Source organism: Pseudolysinimonas sp. (assembly GCF_039912695.1).
Lineage (GTDB): Bacteria > Actinomycetota > Actinomycetes > Actinomycetales > Microbacteriaceae > Pseudolysinimonas_A.
Genome location: NZ_JBDSPJ010000017.1, coordinates 26747 through 49026, shown reverse-complemented (window position 1 = coordinate 49026; position 22280 = coordinate 26747). Strand labels below are relative to the sequence as shown.

General features: G+C 65.9%; 19 protein-coding genes. 16 read left to right on the top strand and 3 right to left on the bottom strand.

Features of this window, described 5'->3' with window-relative positions:
• Window positions 1–2 precede the first annotated feature (2 nt).
• Window positions 3–707, top strand: a complete 705-nt coding sequence (locus ABIR17_RS06695; protein WP_348003603.1) for a lysophospholipid acyltransferase family protein — start codon at window positions 3–5, stop codon at window positions 705–707.
• Between the two features lie 67 nt (window positions 708–774).
• A complete protein-coding gene (locus ABIR17_RS06690) occupies window positions 775–2145 on the top strand; it encodes a 3-deoxy-7-phosphoheptulonate synthase class II (RefSeq protein WP_348003602.1) in 1371 nt (456 codons plus the stop codon).
• A 4-nt stretch (window positions 2146–2149) separates the two neighbouring features.
• Here the strand turns inward: ABIR17_RS06690 and pknB are convergent, their stop codons facing one another.
• Window positions 2150–4150 (bottom strand): Stk1 family PASTA domain-containing Ser/Thr kinase, encoded by a 2001-nt coding sequence (gene pknB, locus ABIR17_RS06685; RefSeq protein ID WP_348003601.1) that lies wholly within the window; start codon window positions 4148–4150, stop codon window positions 2150–2152.
• 73 nt (window positions 4151–4223) lie between these two features.
• Window positions 4224–5549, bottom strand: a complete 1326-nt coding sequence (locus ABIR17_RS06680) for a LysM peptidoglycan-binding domain-containing protein (RefSeq protein ID WP_348003600.1) — start codon at window positions 5547–5549, stop codon at window positions 4224–4226.
• Window positions 5550–5694: 145 nt separating this feature from the next.
• On the opposite strand from ABIR17_RS06680, the gene ABIR17_RS06675 reads away from it, so the two are divergent.
• The gene (locus ABIR17_RS06675; RefSeq protein WP_348003599.1) at window positions 5695–6036 is read left to right on the top strand and encodes an Rv2175c family DNA-binding protein; all 342 of its coding nucleotides are present in this window, start codon (window positions 5695–5697) and stop codon (window positions 6034–6036) included.
• Here the strand turns inward: ABIR17_RS06675 and ABIR17_RS06670 are convergent.
• Window positions 6033–7151, bottom strand: a complete 1119-nt coding sequence (locus ABIR17_RS06670; RefSeq protein WP_348003598.1) for a polyprenyl synthetase family protein — start codon at window positions 7149–7151, stop codon at window positions 6033–6035. The two genes, ABIR17_RS06675 and ABIR17_RS06670, sit on opposite strands and share 4 nt — an antisense overlap.
• Window positions 7152–7214: 63 nt before the next feature.
• Between ABIR17_RS06670 and ABIR17_RS06665 the strand changes: the two genes are divergently transcribed.
• From ABIR17_RS06665 to ABIR17_RS06605, 13 genes are all read left to right on the top strand, one after another.
• On the top strand, window positions 7215–7577 hold the full coding sequence (locus ABIR17_RS06665) for a DUF3040 domain-containing protein (protein WP_348003597.1): 363 nt from the start codon (window positions 7215–7217) through the stop codon (window positions 7575–7577).
• A gap of 226 nt (window positions 7578–7803) precedes the next feature.
• Window positions 7804–8238, top strand: coding sequence for a division/cell wall cluster transcriptional repressor MraZ (gene mraZ / locus ABIR17_RS06660; RefSeq protein WP_348003596.1), 435 nt, complete (start codon window positions 7804–7806; stop codon window positions 8236–8238).
• A 103-nt stretch (window positions 8239–8341) separates the two neighbouring features.
• Window positions 8342–9319, top strand: a complete 978-nt coding sequence (rsmH, locus tag ABIR17_RS06655) for a 16S rRNA (cytosine(1402)-N(4))-methyltransferase RsmH (protein WP_348003595.1) — start codon at window positions 8342–8344, stop codon at window positions 9317–9319.
• Entirely contained in the window at window positions 9316–9939 is a 624-nt protein-coding gene (locus tag ABIR17_RS06650; protein ID WP_348003594.1) for a hypothetical protein, read from the top strand. The genes rsmH and ABIR17_RS06650 overlap by 4 nt, the downstream gene beginning before the upstream one ends.
• 16 nt (window positions 9940–9955) lie before the next feature.
• On the top strand, window positions 9956–11731 hold the full coding sequence (locus ABIR17_RS06645) for a penicillin-binding protein 2 (RefSeq protein WP_348003593.1): 1776 nt from the start codon (window positions 9956–9958) through the stop codon (window positions 11729–11731).
• A 127-nt stretch (window positions 11732–11858) separates the two neighbouring features.
• Window positions 11859–13373 (top strand): UDP-N-acetylmuramoyl-L-alanyl-D-glutamate--2,6-diaminopimelate ligase, encoded by a 1515-nt coding sequence (locus ABIR17_RS06640; RefSeq protein ID WP_348003592.1) that lies wholly within the window; start codon window positions 11859–11861, stop codon window positions 13371–13373.
• Window positions 13370–14767 carry a UDP-N-acetylmuramoyl-tripeptide--D-alanyl-D-alanine ligase gene (gene murF, locus ABIR17_RS06635; protein WP_348003591.1) on the top strand — a complete coding sequence of 466 codons (1398 nt, stop codon included), beginning with the start codon at window positions 13370–13372 and terminating at the stop codon, window positions 14765–14767. Before ABIR17_RS06640 ends, murF begins: the two co-directional genes overlap by 4 nt.
• Window positions 14764–15894 carry a phospho-N-acetylmuramoyl-pentapeptide-transferase gene (gene mraY / locus ABIR17_RS06630; protein ID WP_348003590.1) on the top strand — a complete coding sequence of 377 codons (1131 nt, stop codon included), beginning with the start codon at window positions 14764–14766 and terminating at the stop codon, window positions 15892–15894. Before murF ends, mraY begins: the two co-directional genes overlap by 4 nt.
• Entirely contained in the window at window positions 15879–17552 is a 1674-nt protein-coding gene (murD, locus tag ABIR17_RS06625) for a UDP-N-acetylmuramoyl-L-alanine--D-glutamate ligase (protein ID WP_348003589.1), read from the top strand. Before mraY ends, murD begins: the two co-directional genes overlap by 16 nt.
• Before the next feature lie 88 nt (window positions 17553–17640).
• Complete coding sequence (gene ftsW, locus ABIR17_RS06620) at window positions 17641–18825, top strand: putative lipid II flippase FtsW (protein WP_348003588.1); 1185 nt, start codon at window positions 17641–17643, stop codon at window positions 18823–18825.
• Window positions 18822–19925, top strand: a complete 1104-nt coding sequence (locus ABIR17_RS06615) for a UDP-N-acetylglucosamine--N-acetylmuramyl-(pentapeptide) pyrophosphoryl-undecaprenol N-acetylglucosamine transferase (RefSeq protein ID WP_348003587.1) — start codon at window positions 18822–18824, stop codon at window positions 19923–19925. Before ftsW ends, ABIR17_RS06615 begins: the two co-directional genes overlap by 4 nt.
• A gap of 10 nt (window positions 19926–19935) precedes the next feature.
• Window positions 19936–21333, top strand: coding sequence for a UDP-N-acetylmuramate--L-alanine ligase (gene murC, locus ABIR17_RS06610; protein ID WP_348003586.1), 1398 nt, complete (start codon window positions 19936–19938; stop codon window positions 21331–21333).
• Window positions 21334–21524: 191 nt separating this feature from the next.
• Window positions 21525–22262 carry an FtsQ-type POTRA domain-containing protein gene (locus ABIR17_RS06605; RefSeq protein WP_348003585.1) on the top strand — a complete coding sequence of 246 codons (738 nt, stop codon included), beginning with the start codon at window positions 21525–21527 and terminating at the stop codon, window positions 22260–22262.
• Window positions 22263–22280: the final 18 nt, after the last annotated feature.

Here is a 22280-nt window from a genome sequence, read left to right as displayed (position 1 = left end):
CGGTGCCTCTCCTCTACTGGTTGATCAAGTTCGTCTTCCTCGGACCGTTCGTGCACACCGTGTACCGGCCGTGGATCGTTGGCGTCGAAAACATCCCGGAGTCGGGTCCCGTGATCTTTGCGGTCAACCACCTGTCGTTCGTCGACTCGATCTTCCTGCCCCTGCTCGTTGACCGGCACATCGTCTATCTCGCCAAGAGCGAGTACTTCACGGGTGCGGGAGTCAAAGGCTGGTTCAGTCGAATGTTCTTCAGCGGAGTCGGCCAGGTGCCGATCGACCGGTCGGGCGGGAAGGCATCCGAGGCTGCTCTGGATGCTGGACTCGGTGTGCTCGCGTCGGGCCGGCAGCTCGGGATCTACCCCGAAGGCACGCGGAGCCCCGATGGTCGCCTCTACCGAGGTCGCACGGGGATCGCGCGCATGCTGCTGGAATCCGAAGTCACCGTGGTGCCGATCGCGATGATCGACACCGACAAAGTTCTGCCGACAGGAAGCATCTTTCCCAGGCTGCGCAAAGTGGGCGTCGTGATCGGGGAACCGATGGACTTCTCGCGGTTCGCCGGCCTGGAGGGCGACCGGTTCGTTCTCAGGTCGATCACCGACGAGATCATGCACAAACTGTCGAAGTTGAGCGGCCAAGAGTACGTCGACGTCTACGCCTCGTCGGTCAAGAGCCGCTCGGCGGCTGCAGTCCGACGGCCCGCGTAACCTGCGGCTAGGCTGAACGGCTGGCGACCGAACGGACGCCGATCCCACACAGTAGAGAGTTCCTTCCGTGGTTGACCCGACCGAGACCATTGTCCAAGCAGATCCGAGCGTCCTCGCCGGCCTGGACTATTGGCGGAGTCTGCCGATCAAGCAGCAGCCGACCTGGCCGGATGACGCCGCCGTCGTTGCGGCATCCGCAGAAATCGCGTCCTACCCGCCCCTCGTTTTCGCCGGTGAGATCGACATCCTGCGTGATCGTCTCGCGCGCGCCGCGCGCGGTGAATCGTTTCTGCTGCAGGGCGGTGACTGCGCCGAGACTTTCGCCGGCGCGACGGCTGACCAGATTCGCAACCGAGTGAAGACTCTGTTGCAGATGGCGGTCGTTCTCACCTACGGCGCCTCCATGCCGGTCATCAAGATGGGTCGGATGGCGGGGCAGTTCGCCAAGCCGCGTTCGAGCGACGACGAAACCCGTGGCGACGTCACGCTTCCCGCCTACCGGGGCGACATCGTGAACGGCTACGACTTCACTCCCGAGTCACGGCGGGCCGATCCGCGGCGCCTCGTGCAGGGCTACCACACGGCGGTCGCGACTCTGAACCTGATCCGCGCCTTCACGCAGGGTGGTTTCGCTGATCTGAGGCAAGTCCACTCCTGGAACCGTGGCTTCGCCGAGAATCCGGCCAATCACCGCTACGAGAGCCTCGCGAAAGAGATCGACCGCGCGGTCAAGTTCATGGAGGCCGCTGGCGCCGACTTCGACGAACTGCGCCGCGTCGAGTTCTACACCTCGCACGAGGGTCTGCTGATGGACTACGAGCGGCCGATGACGCGCATCGACTCGCGCAACGGAACGCCGGTCAACACGAGTGCCCATTTCCTCTGGATTGGCGAGCGCACCCGCGGACTTGAGGATGCGCACGTCGACTACTTCTCACGCATCCGCAACCCCATCGGGGTGAAGCTCGGCCCGACGACGACGGGGTCGGATATGGAGAAACTGATCGACAAACTCGATCCGAACCGCGAGCCGGGTCGACTGACCTTCATCACGCGGATGGGCGCGGGCAAGGTTCGGGATGCACTTCCGCCGCTGCTCGAAGCGATCAAGTCGTTCGACGCGACCCCGCTCTGGGTGACCGACCCGATGCACGGCAACGGACTCACGACGCCGAACGGCTACAAGACTCGGCGCTTCGACGATGTCGTGGATGAGGTCCGCGGCTTCTTCGAGTCGCACCGTGCCGCGGGAACCTTCCCGGGTGGCATCCACATCGAGCTCACGGGCGACGATGTCACGGAGTGCCTGGGCGGCTCAGAGAAGATCGACGAAGCGACGCTGGCGACGAAGTACGAGTCGTTGTGCGATCCGCGCCTCAACCACATGCAGTCGCTCGAACTCGCGTTCTTGGTCGCCGAGGAGCTCGGGCAGAAGTAGGGACCTAGCCCGCGGTGAGTCGGATAGACACGGTGTCACCGCGGAACGCCGGCGCGCCGACGTCGGGGGTGACCCTGCTGACCCTCGAATCGTCGGGCTTGCTGGCGAGGAACGTGTCAATATCGCGCTCCAACGTCCAGCGGAGGCCAGCATCCGTCAGCATTTGCTTGGCTTCGGTCCAGGTGTGGCCGACGATGTTGGGCACTGTCACCGGTTCGCGACCGCGCGAAAGGTTGAGGCCGACACTGTCATTCGGGCGCAGCGGGCCGCCGGGATCGACGATTCCGATGACTGACCCTTCGGGCACCGTGTCGTCATAGTTTTGCTGCGCTTTGCCGGCGTCGACCGACAGTTTCACGGCGGAAAGGGCGCTCGTCGCGTCGGCGACGGTGAGTCCTGCCACGGGAGGCACCGGGCCTGCGGAGACGACGAGGGTGATCGGCTGTTGGTCGCCGTACTGAGCGACTCCGAGCAGAGTCTTGCCGTCGCCGTCGAGGGCGTCGAGGAGGAGGCCCTTGCCGGTCGCGGCGTCAAAGCGGTACTCGGTGTCCTTCTGCGTCCAGTGCGAGGCGACCACATCATTCGCGGCCACCTCTGTCATGCCCGCCTGCAGGGCCGAAACGTCGAATGGCTCGGGTCCTTGGGAGATGAGGAGCGTCACCGACACGCCCTTGCCCACCGGTTCGCCGATCGCGGGGGTCGATTCCGCGACCGTACCGACCGGCGCCGTTACCGAGTAGGCGGTTCCGGTCGCACTCGAGACCTCGAGGCCAAGACCGGTCAGCGTCGTGGTGGCCTCTTCGACGGTTGCGCCCCGGATCGAGTCAGGGATCGTGACGCGCGCACCGGGACCGAACACGAACCACCACGCGGTGCCGAGGGCGAGCAGGAGCACCGCGAGAATCGCGACGATCGGAATCCACCGGCGTGGCTGGCGTCGCCGCGCGGCCGGCTCAGCGACAGCGAGAGCCGTGCCGGCAGCCCCCGGCATCCGACTCCCGAGTACCTGGGTTTCTGCATTTGCGAGCGGGCGTTCGGGCCGCGCCGCATCGGTGATCGCGGGCGTGATCACCGACGTCATTGCCCCCGTCCCTCGCTGCGGCGGACGAGTGTTGGGAAACGCTCGCGTCGTGAGAGGTTTCTGCGGTCCGGTGGAAGCGAGGTCGATGAGCGCCTCGGTGTCGTGAATCTGCTCGAGGAGCACGCGAACGTCGGCGGGCCGGGCCTCGGGATCCTTGGCCGTCGCCCAGAGCACAATCTCGTCGAGTTCTGCGGGAACCCGCGGGTTTTTCGCGCTGGGAAGCGGAAGGGGTTCGTTCGCGTGACGATACGCGATCTGCATCGGTTGCTCGCCCGTGAACGGTTGCTCGCCGGTGAGCATCTCGTACATCATGATGCCGACCGCGTAGATGTCGCTGCGGGTGTCTGCGACCCCGCGGGTGACGAGTTCGGGGGAGAGGTAGGCGATCGTGCCGAGCAGCGCCGCCCCCGTCGCGGTGTTCTGGGATGCCGCGCGCGCCAGGCCGAAGTCGCCGATCTTGATGCGTCCGTCATCAGCCAGCAGCACATTCTCGGGCTTGAGATCGCGATGGATGATGCCGGCCTTGTGTGCGGCCTGGAGTCCGTTGAGCACGGCCTCGGTGATGTCGATGGTCTGCTGGGGAGTGAGGGTGCCGTACTCCTCAAGGAGTTCGCGCAGCGTGATGCCGGGCAGGTACTCCATCACCAGGTAGGCCGACTCGCTGTCTTGCCCCTGGTCGAAGACGTTAACCACATTGGGGTGCGCGAGCCGTGCCGCACTTCGCGCTTCCTGGATGAAGCGCTCCTTGAAAGCGCTGTCGTCCGCGAGGTGGCCGTGCATGACTTTGACCGCCACCCGACGCTCCAACCGGAGGTCGGTCGCGAGGTAGACAGTTGCCATCCCGCCTCGAGCTATGCGGGAGCGCACCTGATACCGGCCGTCAATTAGCCGGCCGATCATCGGATCGGTGGTGCCTACACTCACCCCCGAAGTCTACGTTTGGGGGCTCCGCGTCTCTGGGAGGACACCCCACCCGCGGGGGCTTCCAGAATCAGGGTCAGGCGAACGCCGCGAACCAGGCTCGGGCGCTGGCTTCCCACTTGGCGTAGGCGTTCGGGTAGGCAGAGACCTGCACCCGCTGGGCGGCCACAGTCAGAGCCATCGATTCCCACCCACCAATGTCGCGCAAGCCGCGGGTATAACCGGATCGGCCGTCGTAGAACAATGCGGCGGCGTGGCTGGGATCCATGATGTCGTCGACCGAGCCCCATCCGGTGCTGGGACGCTGTTGGAACAGTCCCACCGAGTCACGGTCGCCGTAGTTGATGTTGCGCAGGCTGGACTCCTGCATCGCCGTCGCGAGAGCAATAACGATGCCGTAGTCCGGGATGCCGAGCTGGCGACCGACCTGGATGATGATGCGCGCGTTGCCCTCTTGCTCACTCGAGAGGGTCGTGACCCCGCCCGTTGACCCGCCGGCAGATGCCGGAGCGGTCGAACCAGGCGACGGGATGACGAGAGTGCGCCCGGGGTAAATGATGCTTGAACTGGTGAGCCCGTTGGCATCCAAAACTGCCTGGGTACTGACGCCGAACCGGCCAGCGATCGACGAGATCGTGTCGCCCGACGCGATGACATAGTTTCCGCCCGGCGCCGACGGCGCCGACGGAGCGGCGGGTGGCGCGGGCGCCGCGGGCGCACGGGTGACCGAGGAGACGTTCTCGATGGCGGGCGCGGCGGCGGGTGCTTCGGGCGCAGCCGGTGCAGCGGGAATCGCGATGGTCTGCCCGGGGTAGATGATGCTCGACCAGCCCAGCCCGTTCGCGTTCAGAATGGCCTCTGCGGTAACACCGAATTTTGCCGCAATGCGGGAAACCGTCTCGCCAGCCAAGATCGTGTATCGGCCGCCGACTTGAGCGACCGGTACCGCCACGGTCGGAGTGCCCGCGCTCAGCTTGAGTACTTGACCGGGAAAAATCAGGGACTTCCAGCCGAGACCGTTGAGGGCGAGCACGGAGGCTGTCGGAATGCCGTGAAGCACGGCAATCGAGGCGACGGTGTCACCAGCCTTGACGGTGTAATTGGTCGTCGGCGCGGCCGAGGTCTCGGACTGAGCGGCCGCCACCAGGGAACGCAGCGTCGAAAGGTCTACCTTCGATTTCGCGGGCTTTTTCGGCGCTGCGGACGCGGGGCTGATCGGGCCCGTCAGGTTCAGCCCGACTGTCATCGCGCTCGCGACCACAAACGGAAGAGTCATCCGGAACCCTTTGCCGAGCAGGCTCGGCTGACGGTCGGCGAGATGCCGCGCCCCCGTTACCGGGGTCGGCGCAATACCCGGGAACACCGGGAGTGCGCTCTCGTCAGCCTCGAATGTGTCGATCAATTCCCGCCTCAATCTCCCCAGCCCCCGGGGATCCGTGTCGGCATGCCTCCCAACCGTGACATAGCTGTGAACTACTGTCAATCACTGTTGCTCGTGTTAGAGGAGTTAACATGTTCGAAACAATTGCGCATGGCAATCTTGACTCGTGATTGCATCCTCTGAGCGCGCCTGGCTGACAGTTCCCGACCTCGTCGACCTTCTCGGCCTTTCGCAGAGCCAGGTACGGCGCATGATCGAGGATCGCCAGCTCCTCGCGGCACGTATCGACGGGGTGCTCAAGGTTCCTGCCGACTTCATCCTCAACGGCGAAGTGATGCCCGAACTCCGCGGCACGCTGATCGTCTTGCACGATGCGGGATTCAGCGACGCCGAATCAATGACCTGGATGCTGGGTGTGACCGATCTGCTCGGTACGGCACCCATCGATGCACTTCGGGCCGGACGCAAAGCCGAAGTCCGTCGGGTCGCCCAAGCGCTCGGCTTCTAGCTGGTCCTTTGGGTGACGGCGTCGGCGAGTGCCGTCAGCTCGTCGCGGGCTGAGCGCGCAATGGGCGCATCAGCGAGCGCGGCGCGAGCTTTGTCGAGTTGGTGGACAATGACTCGCTCGACGTGTTCGACCGCGCCACTGTCCCGGACGGCGGTCTGCAGCACGCTGATCTGCTCGGCGTCCAAGGTGCGATCGCCGAGCAACTCGTCGAAGACCCGCATCGCGGATGCCGGGAGTTTCTGACGAGCCAACGTCACCAGCACCGTGCGCTTGCCTTCGCGCAGGTCATCCCCTGCAGGCTTTCCGGTGAGATCTGGATCGCCGAACACGCCGAGCAGATCGTCGCGAAGTTGGAACGCGATCCCGAGCGGGATACCGAAGTCGCGCAGCGCGGCGATTTGAGCCAGCGACCCACCGGCGAGCGATGCCCCGATGGCGAGCGGCGCCTCGACGCTGTACTTGGCCGACTTGAAGAGAATGACCCGCTGCGCGCGCGGCAAAAGTTCGTCGTCGGGGTGGCCGCGCCAGGCGGTTTCTTCGAAGATGTCGAGGTATTGGCCGGCGGTAACTTCGGTGCGCATGGTCGCAAACTCGGTGCGGGCAGCGCGCCCGGCGGCAACGTCCCCGACCGAGGCGACCCCGGCATCCACCAGTTCGTCACTCCAGCCGAGCAGAAGATCGCCGATCAGGAGGGCGGCGGCGGTGCCATACCGCTGCGCTGACCCGTCCCAGCCGCGTTCGGTGTGCAGGGTTTCGAGAGCGCGATGCACGGCAGGTTTCCCGCGACGCAGATCCGAGTTGTCGATGATGTCGTCGTGAACCAGGGCGGCCGCGTGGAAGACCTCGAGTCCGGCAGCGATCGACACAATCGCGCCGAGGTCGCTGTCGTCGAGTTCGGCGAGAGGGTCAAAGTCGGTCGCCTGCGCGTTCACCGCGCGCCATCCCCAAAAGGCAAACAGCGCGCGAAAGCGTTTGCCGCCCGCGAGGAGGCGTCGAGCGCAATCATCGATCACGTCCAGGTCGGGCGAGATCAGCCGAAGCGCCGTGCCCCGCTCGATCAAGAACTCGTCGAGTCGAGCCTGAACGAGGTCCACTAAACGCGGACTCCCAGGCATACACATAGCCTACCCAGCAGCGACCCGCCTAGAATGTGTCAGAAGAGGGCCTAGGGAGCAGATATGCCACTTTCTGAACAGGAGCAACGTCTCCTTGACGAGATGGAGCGCAATCTCTACCACGGCGACGCCGATGACGTGACGACCGTTGGTCGTCCGGGTCGCGCCAACTACACCGCAATCGCTCTGGGCATCCTGGGTGGCGTGGTCGGGTTGATTCTTCTCGTGGTGGGTGTGATCGTTCGTCAGCCCGTGGTGGGTCTACTCGGATTCCTCCTGATGTTCGGCGGAGCGTTGCTCTGCTTCGCCCCGCCCCGCCGGCTCACGGTTCCTCAGGACCCGCGCGACGCGGCCGGTCCGCCCCGCGCGGGCTTCATGGACACGCTCAACGAGCGGTGGGAACGCCGCAACGACACCGAAGAGTAGCTCCGCGGAGTAGTACCGCGAAGTAGTACCGAGGAGCAGTACCGAGTAGCACGAGCTCCCTCCCCGTTTTTGTGAAAGGCCGACCTTCGGGTCGGTCTTTTTTTTTGCGCTCGGGGAGCGCGGTGGCCCCAAAGGGAGGGGAATGGGTGGAAAGTGGTTGCTTGGGGAGGAAAGTGGAGTAGTGTGGAGTCATTCACATCTGGCCGGAGAGTGAGGGGGTCGCCGCATGTTGCTCGGCACCTTCGCGCCCAAGTTGGATGAAAAAGGCCGCGTGATTCTTCCGGCCAAGTTCTGGGACGAGTTCTCAGGCGGGCTCGTCATGACCCGCGGAGTGGATCGTTGCGTCGTCGTGTACAGCGAGCGCGAGTTCGAGAAAGTACTCGACGCCATGAACTCGGCTCCGGTCACCACCACGGAACAGCGCGACCAGGCTCGCTTCTTCATGAGCGGGGCGTCGCAGGAGATTCCCGACAAGCAACGCCGGGTCACGATCCCGTCGATCTTGCGCGACTACGCGTCGCTCGACCGTGAGCTCACGATGATCGGCGTCGGGACCCGAGCCGAGATTTGGGACTCCCAGGCCTGGGAAACCTTCTACGCAGCGCGTGAAGCGACGTACGCAGCAGGCGGAGCGGGGGAGGTGATCGCGGGCCCCATCTGATTCCCTCGCGCCCGACCCTCAGCCGCGCACCCTGCCTCCACTTCCCCGGAGACAGGTCGCAGCGGATGGGGATCCGGTTCGAGGGCCTCGGGCCCCACATCCCATGACCGCCGCCGACGACGCCCTTCACACTCCGGTCATGCTCGAGCGTTGCATCGAGCTGCTCGCACCCGTCCTTGACCGGTCGGGTGCGGTGCTTGTTGACGCAACGCTCGGCCTGGGTGGCCACGCCGAAGCATTCCTGCGCCGATTTCCCGAACTCACGTTCGTCGGACTCGACCGCGACCCCGAGGCGCTGCGGCTCGCGGGGGAGCGTCTCGCTCCGTTCACTGACCGAGTGCACCTCGTTCACGCCGTCTACGACCGGATTGCGGATGTTCTCGATGACCTCGGCGTGGGGCCGGTGGCCGGCATCCTGTTCGATCTCGGCGTCTCGTCGATGCAACTCGACGTGGTCGAGCGTGGCTTCTCGTATTCGAAGGATGCCCCGCTCGACATGCGCATGGACATGACCGCGCCGCTCACCGCGGCGCGCATCATCGCGGAGTACGACGAGTACACCCTGCGCCGGATCTTCTTCCAGTACGGCGAAGAGAAGCTGGCTGCACGGTACGCGCGTCGCATCGTCGAACGTCGTGCCGCCGCGCCGATCGAGACCTCGGCACAGCTCGTTGACATCATCGCCGCCGCGACCCCGGCGGCCGTGCAACGAGCCGGACACCCGGCGAAGCGTGTCTTTCAGGCGTTGCGGATTGAGGTCAACTCCGAACTCGCCATCCTCGAGCGTGCCATTCCTTCAGCGGTCGACGCTCTCGAAATCGGGGGTCGCATCGTGGTGCTCGCCTACCAGTCCCTTGAAGACCGCATCGTGAAGCAGGAATTCGCACGCCGCTCGACCTCAACCGCCCCGCGCGGTCTGCCGGTCGAGTTGCCCGAGCACCGGCCCGAACTGAGGCTGCTGGTTCGCGGTGCCGAACTGGCGACGGATGCCGAGAAGGCCCGCAACCCGCGTTCGACTCCCGTGCGCCTCCGCGCGGCCGAACGGCTCAGGGGCAGCCAGCTCAAGAGGGTGGCCGCATGAGCGCCCTGCCACTGGCCTCGCCGCGCCCCCTGCGCTCTCCCGATTCTCGGCCGCGGCCCTACCTAGAAGTCGCGCCCACCCGAGCGCAACGGCGCGCTAGGCCGCGTCTCGTTCCCGCGATCGTCACGATTGCCGGCATTGGTGTGATTCTGCTCGGCCAGCTGTTGATGAGCATCGCGGTCGCCGACGGGGCGTACCGAATCTCAGACCTTCAGTCGCAGCAGCGCGACCTCGAACGTCAGCAGCAGGCGCTCACCGAAAACCTCGAAGTGCTTTCGTCGACGCAGAACCTCACAGCGAACGCCGAAAACCTGGGCATGGTAGCCAGCGGCAACCCGGTCTTCCTCGATCTGTCGACGGGCGCGGTGACGGGCAACCCGACCGCCGCAGGCGGAAGCCTGACGGGGTCAGCCGGCAATCAGATCGGCAACTCACTCCTGACCGGAACGTCGCTTGTCTCGGCAACCACGACCCCCTCGGCAACCCCGAGCACCGCGTCACCCAACGGCGCGCCAACCGCCTCGGGTGCGACCCCGCCGACGTCCGGCTCGCCGTCCTCTGGCTCGCAATCTTCTGGCTCGCCGTCCTCTGGCCCGATCCCGTCTCCCACGACGCACTGACGAGAGCGACGACTCCATGCCTCATGCCCGCAGCACCCGACGACGACTCGCGCTCACCATTTGTGCGGTCCTAGCTGTCGTCGGCATCTTCGTCGTCAAGTTGGTCGACATCCAGGTTGTGCGCGCCTCGGAGTTGACGGCCGCTGCGGAGTCGAGGCGTGAAATTTCGGTGACCACCTATGGAACGCGGGGGAGCATCGTCGATGCCAACGGGGTGGTGCTCGCCGACAGCGTCGAACGGTTCGACATCACCGCGTCACCGCGCAACATAGGGACGACTACGTCGATGACTGTCAACGGCGTACGCACTGAGGTTGCCACCAGCGACGTCTTCGCGAAGATCGCGGAGTTGACGGGCGCGGTTCCCGCCGATCTGTCGACCTCCATTAGTGAGGCCCTTGCTGTCAACCCAGAGTCTGATTTCACCTACCTCGTGAAGCACGTCACGCTTGCGCAGTTCCAGTCCGTCAGCGCGCTTCAAATTCCGTGGCTGTACGTAGAACTTCATCCCTCGCGCAGCTACCCGAGTGGCGCGACAGCGGGCAACCTCGTCGGCTTTATCGGCACCGACGGACCCTTGGCCGGTACCGAGTACCAGCAGAACACCTGCCTGGCCGCGACCAACGGGTCATCGACCTACGAACGCAGTGAGGATGGCGTGCGGCTCCCGGGGAGCACCGTCGTATCGGAGCAACCCGTCAACGGCGGAACGGTCCACCTCACGATCGACTCCGACTTGAACTGGTTCGCGCAGCAGGCCCTCGCCACGCAAGGTCAGGCTGTCGGTGCGGACTGGGGCACCGCGATGGTCGTCCGGGTTTCGACGGGCGAGATCGTGGCAGCAGCTGACTGGCCCTCGATTGACCCCAACAACTTGAATTCGGTCAGCGCGGCCGACTCGGGTGCACGCAGCTTCACCGCCCCGTTCGAGCCCGGCTCGATCATGAAGCCCGTCGCGTTCGCCGCATTGCTGGACCAGGGCCTGATCACCCCAAGTACTCAGGTCGTCGTTCCGTCGGCCTACCGTGACGGTCTGCCCGCCGGAACGAGCATCACCGATGTGTGGTCCCACGGCGACTTGCGCCTGACGGCCACCGGCATCCTGATGAACTCCTCCAACATCGGGACAGTGATGCTGAGCGAACAGCTGACCGAGCAGCAGAAGCACGACTACTTCACCGCCTTCGGCTTCGGCACCCCGACCGCCGCCGGCTTCCTCGGCGAGGAGGCTGGGGATGTGCAGGGCGCAGCCACTATCGACTCGATTAGCCAACGAACCCAGATGTTCGGTCAGGGGATCACCGTCACGAGCGCGCAGATGCTCGGCCTGTACCAGACGCTCGGCAACGGCGGCGTCCGACTTCCGCTGACCCTCGTCTCTGGGTGCGAGCACCCAGACGGCAGCTGGAGCGACGTGCCGGTGGAGACGGGCACCCGCGTGGTCTCCGAGTACGCGGCAAACACCACCCTGCAGATGATGGAGACCGTCGCGAGCCAAGGGGCCCTGCGCAACGTCATCAGCATCCCCGGGTACCGCATCGCGGCAAAGACCGGCACGGCAGAGGTGGCGGCCAACGGAGGATACGGCGCCGACCGCATCGTCTCGCTGGCCGGCGTCTTTCCGGCAGATCATCCCGAGTACGCCATGGTGGTTACTTTTGCGAAGCCCGATACGATTAAGTCGTCGGCAGCAGCGGCCCCCGCGTACCACGCGATCATGGAGCAGGTCATCAAAACGTTCCGGGTCACCCCGTCGACGGAAACGGCTCCGAGCCTCCCGCTCACCTGGTAGCCGGAGGGCGCAATTCGCGGCCCGCAGGGTCGGAATGACAACGTAGCGAGAGGAGACGGGCCTGAGTTCCAGGATCCCCCCGGTCCTCCGGCCGGAGCACGTTTCGCCCCGCTCGCTCGCCGGATTCGTGCAGGAGTTCGGTGTCGAGCACCGCGGCTCTGTCGACGGTCTCGAGATCTCGGGCGTGACGCTCAGCACCGGTGACCTTCACCCCGGCGACCTCTTTGTCGGTGTTCAAGGGCTCAAGGGCGTCCACGGCGCCTCCTACGCGGCACAGGCGAGGGAGGGTGGCGCGGTCGCGCTGCTGACTGACGCCGAAGGCGCCGACCTCGCGACAGATTCGGGCCTGCCGATCCTGATCGTCGAGAACCCGCGGCTCGCCTTGGGCGAGGTCTCCGCCTGGGTCTACCGCACCCGCGAGCAGACCCCGTTGCTGTTTGGCACCACGGGAACCAACGGCAAGACCTCAACCTCGTATCTGTTGGAGGCCACCCTCAAACAACTGGGGCTCGTGACCGGTCTGTCGTCGACCGCTGAGCGGCACATCGGCGACCTGACGATCGTGAGCCGGCTGACGACTCCCGAAGCGAGCGAGATGCACGCGCTGCTCGCCCGGATGCGCGAGGGGGGAGTTCGTGCGGTCGCGATCGAAGTCAGCGCTCAAGCCCTCACCCACCACCGCGTTGACGGGCTGCTGTTCGATGTCGTGGGCTTCACCAACCTGAGCCACGACCATCTCGACGACTATCGTGCTGAGACCGTCGAGCTGGCGATGGAGCGCTATTTCCAGGCAAAACTTCCCCTCTTCCAGCCCGACCTCGCCAAGCGCGCCGTCGTCTGTCTCGATACGGCCTATGGCGCGCGGGTCGTCGAGGCGGCACGAGTGCCGGTCACGACGATCGCGACGATCGGTCATGCCTCTGCCGAAGATGTCGCAGGCGCCGACTGGACGGTCGAGATCCTTGATGCCACCGCCGCGTACACCGAGTTCCGCCTGAGTGGTCCGGAGGGGCGCAGTCTGGTCACCCGTGAACCGCTGATCGGGTGGCACATGGCCGCAAACGCTGCCCTCGGAATTGTCATGCTTGTCGAGGCCGGTTTCGAACTCGCGGCAATTGGCAGCGCGCTGGATGCCGATGGCGGCATCCAGGCCTACCTCCCGGGGCGCACTGAACGGGTGTCGGGCGACCGCGGTCCCAGCGTCTACGTCGACTTCGGGCACAGCCCTGACGCGTTTGAAAACACCCTCGCCGCGGTTCGGCAATTCACGACCGGGCGCACGATCATGGTTTTCGGTGCCGACGGCGACCGCGACAAGACGAAGCGGCTCGACATGGGGCGAGTCGCGGCGGAGGGCAGCGACATCCTCATCGTGACCGATCACCATCCACGGTTCGAAAACCCGGCGGAGATTCGACAGACCCTCCTTGCGGGCGCGCAACTCGCCCAGCACCAACCCGAGACTTACGAGGTAAGTCCACCCGAGGCCGCGATTGTGAAAGCGGTTTCGCTCGCCAAAGAAGGCGATTCGATTCTCTGGGCAGGTCCCGGTCACCAGGACTATCGCGACATCGAGGGCCAGCGGACGCCGTATTCCGCACGCGAACTTGCCCGAGAGGCTCTGCGCGGGGCCGGCTGGTGATCGCTCTCACCCTGACCGAGATCGCGGATGCTCTCGGCGGCAGGATTGTGCGGGGCGAACCCGACGCCGTGATTACCGGCAGTGTCGAGACCGACTCGCGGCTCGTCACCGCTGGATCGGTGTTCTTCGCTCTGCCCGGTGAGCACACCGACGGCGCGCTTTTCGTCGGCGCGGCTGTTGACGCGGGCGCCGCGCTGATCGTGGCGGAGCGCGAAACGGATGCGGGGGCGGCCGTGATCGTCGTCGATGACGGCGTGACTGCACTCGCCGCGCTCGCCCGCGTGGTCGTCGCGCGCGTGCGTGCTCTCGGACGCCTGCGGGTCGTCGCAGTCACGGGCTCGAATGGCAAAACCACGACGAAGAATCTTCTGCACGCGGTGCTCGCTGCGGAGGGCCGAACCGTCGTACCCGAAGGGTCGTTCAATAACCACGTCGGTGCACCCATGTCGATGCTGCGAATCGACGAAGACACCGAGTACCTGGTCGTCGAGATGGGGGCCAGCAAGATCGGGGAGATCGCCCGTCTGATCGCGATCGTTGTCCCCGATATCGGCATCGTTCTGAAGGTGGGCCTTGCGCACGCGGGCGAGTTCGGCGGGATCGACGCGATCCAGCGCGCGAAGGCCGAGATGGTGACCAACCTTCCGCCCGATGCCGTCGCGCTGCTGAACGGGGACGACCCTCGGGTTTCCGCGATGGCCGACCTCACCGCGGCACGCGTCGTGCGTTTCGGCCTGGGGGAGGTCAATGACGTGCGGGCGGACGACATCGACGCCACAATCGACGGCACAGCATTTGACTATCTCGCCGACGGTGAACGTCGAAGGGTGACGCTCCGCATCCTCGGCGAGCACCACGTCGCGAACGCTCTTGCGACCCTGGCGGCCGCTCGCGAACTCGGCGTGCCTGCCGCGCGGGCAATCGCCGCGATCGAGACTGTTCCGCGAGCCGAGCGCTGGCGCATGGAGCTGCTCGATCCCGGGACCGGCGTCACGGTCATCAACGATGCTTACAATGCGAGCCCCGACTCGACCGCCGCTGCGCTCAAGACGCTCGCGCAGTTGGCGCAGGCCGGCCGTCGATCAATTGCCGTCCTCGGTGAGATGGCCGAACTGGGTGAGTACTCCCAGGAAGAACACGACCGGATCGGCCGTCTGGTCGTGCGGCTCAACATTGCTCAACTGGTCGTGGTCGGCGAACGCGCGCGCCACATCCATGCAGCTGCTGGTCTTGAGGGATCGTGGGACGGGGAGTCGGTGTTCGTCGCCGATGCCGAGGCGGCCTACGCTTTCCTCCGTGAGGAACTCCGGCCGGGCGACGTGGTGCTCGTGAAGTCCTCCAAGTCGGCGGGCCTCCGCTTCCTCGGCGACACGTTGGGCGGGGTGACCGCGTGATTGCTCTGCTCTTCGCGGGAGCCTTCTCGCTCGCCTTCACGCTCTTTCTCACCCCGTTGTTCATCCGGCTGTTCAGGCGGCTCGGCTGGGGTCAGTTCATTCGCGACGACGGCGTCGCCGGGGGGCAACTCAGTCATCACACGAAACGCGGAACTCCGACGATGGGCGGCATCGTCTTCCTGATCGGGGGACTCCTCGGTTACATCGTTGGGCACTGGGTGGCTGGTGTTCCCTGGACGATGGTCGGCGTGCTCGTCTTCGGGATGGCGTTCGGCCTCGGACTCGTCGGCTTCATCGACGACTTCATCAAGACGCGCAAGCAGCGCAGCCTCGGCATCGGCGGCTGGACCAAGATCGCTGGCCAAGTCATCATCGGCACGGTGTTCGCGGTGTTCGCGATCACGGAGAACTTCCGTGACGAAAACGGCCTCACGCCCGCGTCAACCAACATCTCTGGTGTTCGCGATATCGGCTGGCTCAACCTGGCGGCCTTCGGCACGGTCATCGGCTTCGTGCTCTTCGTGGTCTGGGTGAACGTCATTACGACAAGCACCTCGAACGCCGTTAACGTCACCGACGGACTTGACGGTCTCGCGGCGGGTGCGTCGATTTTCGCAATCGGGGCGTACATCTTCATCGGCTTCTGGCAGTTCAACCAGTCGTGCTTCAGCAGGACACTCGACCACGCGGTGGCGTACAAGTGTTACGAGGTGCGCGACCCGATCGACCTCGCGGTTGCGGCAGCGGCGATCTGCGGAGCGCTGATCGGGTTCCTGTGGTGGAACACCTCGCCGGCCCAGATCTTTATGGGCGACACCGGGTCGATGGCCCTCGGCGGAGCGCTCGCTGCACTGGCGATTCTCAGCCGCACCGAACTGCTGCTCGTGGTGATCGCGGGCCTTCACATCATGACGACGGGGTCGGTCATCCTCCAGCGCGCCTGGTTCAAGATCACCAAGCGCCGGTACGGGGAGGGACGTCGCATCTTCCTGATGAGCCCCATCCACCATCACTTCGAGCTCAAGGGCTGGGCGGAAATCACCGTCGTCGTGCGCTTCTGGATCATCGCCGCACTCTTCGTCGCAGCCGGTGTCGGCGCGTTCTACCTTGAGTGGGTCAGCCGCTGAGCACGCGGGACCTCACGGGTCTGACCAGCTGGCACGCTGACTGGTCAGAACTTCGGGTCGCAGTCTTTGGCGTTGGTGTTACCGGGTTTGCGGTTGCTGACACCCTCGTCGAGCTCGGGGCACGGGTGCTCGTCGTCGCGGCGAAGGCGTCCGACGAACACCGACAGCTTCTCGACGTCATCGGCGCGAACCTCGAGCTGCACCCTGACGATTCGACGATTCCGGATGCCCTTCCCGCCGCAGACCCGCAACTCGTCGTGGTCTCACCGGGCTACCACCCCGATCACGCGCTCCTCGTTTGGGCGGCCGAGCGCGGCATCCCGATCTGGGGTGACATCGAACTTGCCTGGCGGTTGCGCGACAAGGTGCCGCGCGCCGACGGGCAGCCGGCCGAGTGGATCTGCGTGACCGGCACCAACGGCAAGACGACCACGACGCAGCTCGCCGCCACGATGCTCGTCGCGGGCGGACTTCGCGCCGCGCCGGCTGGCAACATCGGCATCCCGGTGCTCGACGCGATCCGTGACCCTGGCGGCTTCGACGTTCTCGTGATCGAACTGTCGAGCTATCAGTTGCACTGGATCAACACGAACGAGGGGGGGATGCTCGCCCCACTTGCGAGCGTCTGCCTCAATCTCGACGACGATCATCTCGACTGGCACGGGTCGCGGGATGCCTATCGGGATGCGAAGGCAAAGGTGTATCAGAACGTGCGGGTCGCGTGTGTGTACAACCTCGCCGACTCCGCAACCCGCGAGATGGTCGAGGACGCGGACGTTCAGGAAGGCTGCCGCGCGATTGGTTTCGGGTTGGGGCTGCCCGGTCCCTCCGACCTGGGGCTCGTCGAAGACATCGTGGTCGACCGCGCGTTTCTTGAAGATCGGCGCACCAGTGCGCTCGAGCTCGCGACTCTTGACGATCTGCGCGGCTCGGGTCTCGGGGCACCGCACTCGGTCGCGAACGTGATCGCCGCAGCCGCACTGGCTCGAGCGGCCGACGTGAGTCCGGGAGACATTCGGGATGCCATCCGCTCGTTCGAACTGGACCACCATCGCACCGAGATGGTGGTCGAGGTAGGCGGCATCTCGTTCGTTGACGACTCGAAGGCGACCAACGCACACGCCGCAAACGCCGCCCTCGAGGCGTTCGACTCGGTGGTATGGATAGCGGGGGGACTACTCAAGGGCGTCGACCCCGCACCACTCGTCAAGCGGCACGCGCAGCGCCTGCGGGCGGCGATTTTGGTCGGTCTCGATCGGGATGCCCTCCGCGCAGCGTTCCAACGACACGCGCCCCACATCCCGGTAGTCGAGGTACCCGAGACCGAAACTGACGTGATGCTTGCCGCGGTGCGCGCCGCCGCATCACATGCCCAACCGGGAGATGTGGTGTTGCTCGCTCCCGCGGCGGCCTCGATGGACCAGTTCATCGACTATGCGGATCGCGGACGGCGGTTCGCCGACGCGGTGCGAGAGTGGACGGGAGGCGACGATGGCGAGGGTCGTGCGTCCGGGGCCGCAGCGCCCGAACTCTCCGCGCCCTCAACCGCAGCGCCCCCAACCGCAGCGCCCTCAACCGCAGCGCCCCGAGCCCCAGCCCTCGACGACGGCGCGCGCGACGCCGAGTCCCCGCGCGAAGCCGAGCCCCCGACCCTCTAAGCCGCAGCCTGAAGCGGGTGACAAGCCCGTTTCGTTCGCTCGAGTCGCCGTTCGCAAGCTTTTCGCCGCGGAGACGCCCGAGTTCTTCTTGCTGCTCGGCACGACCCTGTTCCTACTCGCTTTTGGGCTGGTGATGGTGTTGTCGTCGTCATCGATCGAGTCGCGCGTTGATGACGGGGACTTTTTTGCCCAGGCGTCTCGGCAGGGAATCTTCGCGTTGGTCGGAATTCCCGTGATGCTGATTGCGTCGCGCGCGCCCGTCAGTTTCTGGCGCAGATGGGCGTGGCATGCCGTCGGGATCGGGTTGCTCCTGCAACTGCTCGTCTTCACGCCTCTCGGTTTCGGAAACGGCTACAACACCAACTGGCTCCGCCTCGGCTCGTTTACTCTGCAGCCGTCCGAGTTCATCAAATTCGCACTCGTCGTCTGGCTCGCCTGGGTGCTGACCACCAAGCGCCACCTCCTCGACAATTGGCGGCACGTAGCGCTGCCGATCTTCCCGGTCGCCGGACTGGCCATCGTCCTCGTCCTGCTCGGCAACGATCTCGGCACCGCCCTGATTTTGCTCGCGATCGTTCTCGGCGCGCTGTTCTTCGCCGGGGTGCGGCTCCGGATCATCCTCGCGGCACTCGCCGCCGTCGCGCTCCCCGGCTGGATCGCGATCTCGGTGAGCGCCTCACGCAGCGGACGTTTCGACGCGTGGCTCGCCGGTTGTGACCCGAAGAAACTCGACCCGGTCCTCTACGGGCTGCACTGCTGGCAGAGCGTCAACGGCTGGGAGGCGCTCGCGCACGGCGGAGTCTTCGGCGTCGGGCTCGGCAATTCGGCCGCGAAATGGGCGTGGCTCCCCGCCGCAGACAACGACTTCATCTTCGCGATCATCGGCGAGGAGCTGGGCCTTGTCGGCTGCATCCTGGTGCTGATTCTGTTCGTGCTTCTCGCGATCTGCTTCATCCGCATCATTCGCATGGTGCGCGATCTGTTCGCGAAAACCGCGACGAGCGTCGCCATGGTCTGGATCATCGGCCAGGCATTCGTGAACATCGCGGTGGTGCTCGGAGTGCTCCCGGTGCTTGGCGTCCCGTTACCCCTCGTCTCGTCGGGCGGGTCGGCGCTCATCACGACGATGGCCGCGATCGGGGTGGTGTTGTCGTTTGCGCGCACTTCGCCCAGAGAGACGGCCATTTCTGGCCGTCTCCGCGGTGCCAGCGCCGACGACCGTCCCGGTCGTCGGTCACCCGGCGCACGGGTCACCCCAGGCACGGCACAGTGACCACCTACCTTTTCGCCGGCGGGGGAACCGCCGGCCACGTCAATCCGCTGCTCGCCACCGCCGACCGCTTGCGCGAGCGCGAACCGGATGCTGAGGTGCTCGTCCTCGGAACGGCCGAGGGGCTGGAGGCGCGGCTCGTCCCGGCGCGCGGGTACGAGTTGCTGACCGTGCCGCGGCTGCCCTTTCCGCGTCGGCCGAACCGGGACGCACTGCGATTCCCGGGTCGCTGGGGCGCGGCCGTTGGACAGACGCGCAGGATATTGCGGGACCGGGGGGTGGATGTCGTGGTCGGCTTCGGCGGCTACGCGTCAGCTCCGGCGTATCGCGCGGCACGGCTCGAGAGGGTGCCGATCGTCATCCACGAACAAAACGCCAAGCCGGGAATCGCGAATCGTCTCGGTGCCCGGTGGACGAGGTTCGTCGCGGTGACTTTCGCCGGAACCCGGCTGCCGCACGCACGGCTGCTGGGCCTCCCGCTCCGGCGGGAGATCGAGCGACTCGACATCCCGTCAGCACGCACCGCAGCGCGACAGTTCTTCGACCTCGGCGAGCGACCCGTGCTGCTCGTGACCGGGGGGTCGACGGGGGCTCGGCGCCTCAACGAGACGGTGTCGGCATCCGTGGCGGCAATCCTCGGCAGCGGCTGGCAGGTGTTGCACATCACCGGGTCGCGGTCGCCGGTCACCGATCCTGGGCTCGAGGGCTACCGGGTCGTCGAGTATTGCGATCGGATGGAACTTGCCCTCGCGGTGGCCGACCTCGCGGTGTCGCGGGCCGGGGCGACAACAGTCTCCGAGCTCGCGGCCGTGGGAGTGCCTGCGGTCTACGTGCCCTACGCCGTCGGTAACGGCGAGCAGGTACTCAACGCTCGAGGGGCCGTCGAGGCCGGGGGAGCGCTGCTCGTCACCGATGCCGCCTTCACCCCTGCCTGGGTCGAGTCGACCCTCGTCGCGTTGCTCGCGCGCCCGGAGCGGGTTGCCGACATGGCGGCCAGGATGGCGGCAATCGGCGTGCGGGATGCCGCGGATGCGATGGTCGATCTGGTTCTGCAGGCGCAGCGCGACGCGCGTTCCTCAGCGCACCCCTCAGGGCACCGGTAGCGTTGATCCGATGATCAAGCCCGACCTCGAGCTCGAGCTCCCGACCGAGTTGGGCAAGCTCCACTTCGTCGGGATCGGCGGCTCAGGAATGAGCGGCATCGCCCGACTCTTCCTGGAGGCGGGCCATCAGGTGACCGGGTCGGATCGCAGCGACTCGGCTGCAGTCCAAGATCTGCGGGAGGCCGGCGCTCAGATCTGGATTGGCCATGATGCCGCTCACGTCGCGGACGCCGACACGCTCGTCGTTACGGGTGCTCTGTGGCAAGAAAACCCCGAGTATCAGGAGGCGCTGCGCCGCGGCATCCCGGTCCTGCATCGGGCGAATGCGCTGGCCTGGCTGGTGCGCGGTGCGCGCCTGATCGCCGTCGCGGGTGCGCACGGCAAGACGACCTCGACCGGGATGGTGGTCACGGCGCTTCGTGAGCTCGCGGTCGACCCGAGTTTCGTTAGCGGCGGAGTTCTTGCCGAAACCGGACGCAGCTCGGGATACGGATCTGGCGAGCTCTGGGTGATCGAAGCCGACGAGTCAGACGGGTCGTTCCTGCTCTATGACCCTGCGGTGGCACTGATCACGAACCTCGACACCGATCACCTCGATCACTACGGGTCGGAAGAAGCGGTCGAGGATGCTTTCGTCGCCTTCGCGTCCCGGGCGGCTGAGCTGCTGGTCACCTCGGCTGACAATCCGGGCGCGCGAGCTGTTGCCGCGCGCGCGACGATTGCGAGCACGGTGACGGCGTTGACGTTCGGGCACGCTGAGGATGCCGACATCCGCATCACCGATCTGGATGCGGGCGAGACTCTCGCGTTCACGTTGCAGTACGCGGGGCACGGCTACCCCACCCGGCTTGCCGTGGCGGGAGCACACAACGCCCTCAATGCGGCCGGGGTGTTTGCCGTACTCGTGGGGCTGGGCTTCGACCCGACCGAGGCGGCTCGCGTGCTCGGCGTTTTTGCGGGCACCGGTCGTCGCTTCGAACTGCACGCGACAGTGCACGGGGTGCGTGTTTTTGACGACTACGCGCACCATCCGACCGAGGTTGTCGCAGCGCTTGAGACGGCACGTTCGGTCGTTGGCGAGGGTCGTGTCATCGCCGTTCACCAACCGCACCTGTACAGCCGCACTCGAGCCATGGCCGGCGAGTTCGCGGAAGCGTACGAGCGGCTTGCTGATCACACCGTCGTCCTCGACGTCTACGGCGCGCGAGAAGACCCGATCGAAGGGGTGACCGGCGCGCTCGTCGCGGAGCGATTCCACGATCCATCGCGGGTCGACTACGTGCCCGACTGGCAAGACGCAGCCAACCGAGTCGCGGAACTTGCTCGTCCGGGGGACCTCGTGATGACGCTGTCCTGCGGTGATGTCTACCGAATCATCCCTCAACTCGTCGCGGCACTCGACAGGTGAAGCGCCCCGACCGGCCCGGCGGTCAGCCCAGTCCGTCTCCGAAGCCCGCACCCACCCCGCGTGCCGCTGCGTTGCCGCGAAAGCCGGCACCGATCCGCGGCGAGCCCCAGGTGGCGACACGTCGCGGCGCAGGGACGACCACGAAGCGCGAACGAGCGTCGTCCTCGCGCGAATCGCGGTCCGCCCAGCGGGTGCGTAGGCGCTACGAAAAGGCCGAGGTCAAACGCTTCACCCGCCGCGCTCGGAGTCGTCGCCTCGGGTGGACGATTGCTCTCGCGATTGTGAGCGTCATGGCGGCCCTCGTCCTCACCGCGGTGTATTCGCCGATCCTCGCGCTGCGCGACGTGCGGGTCGAGGGCGCCGCCAGCCTCGATCCTGTGGTCGTTGCGAACGCTGTCTCGGGTCAGCTGGGTACTCCGTTGGCACTCATCGACACCGCGCGCCTCGAGAGCGATCTCTCGCAGTTTCCGACGATCCGCAGCTATGTGACAGAACTCATCCCGCCAGGAACCCTCGTCATCCACATCGTTGAACGTTCGCCGATCGGTCTCGTGGCGACGGCGTCCGGATTCGACAGCGTTGACGCTGCGGGAGTGGTCTTAGCGTCGTCGGCGACTCGACCGGCAGGTTTGCCGCTTCTCGTCGTGGATGCGGATGGGGTCAGCGGTCAGGGATTCGCAGCGATGAGTCAAGTACTGATCGCGCTCCCGGCGGCGGTCTCTTCTCAAGTCGACTCGGTCTCAGCCCAAACCCACGACGATGTCACTCTGACCTTGAGCGACAGCGCCCAACGGGTGGTCTGGGGGAGCGCAGATAGTTCGACCCGCAAGGCGGAGGTTCTTGCAGCGTTGCTCGCCCGCTTCGCCGGCAGCGGTCCGGGGGAGTACGACGTCTCCGCACCGGGGAGCGCGGTCTTTCACGCCGACTGACGACACGCGCACGGATGT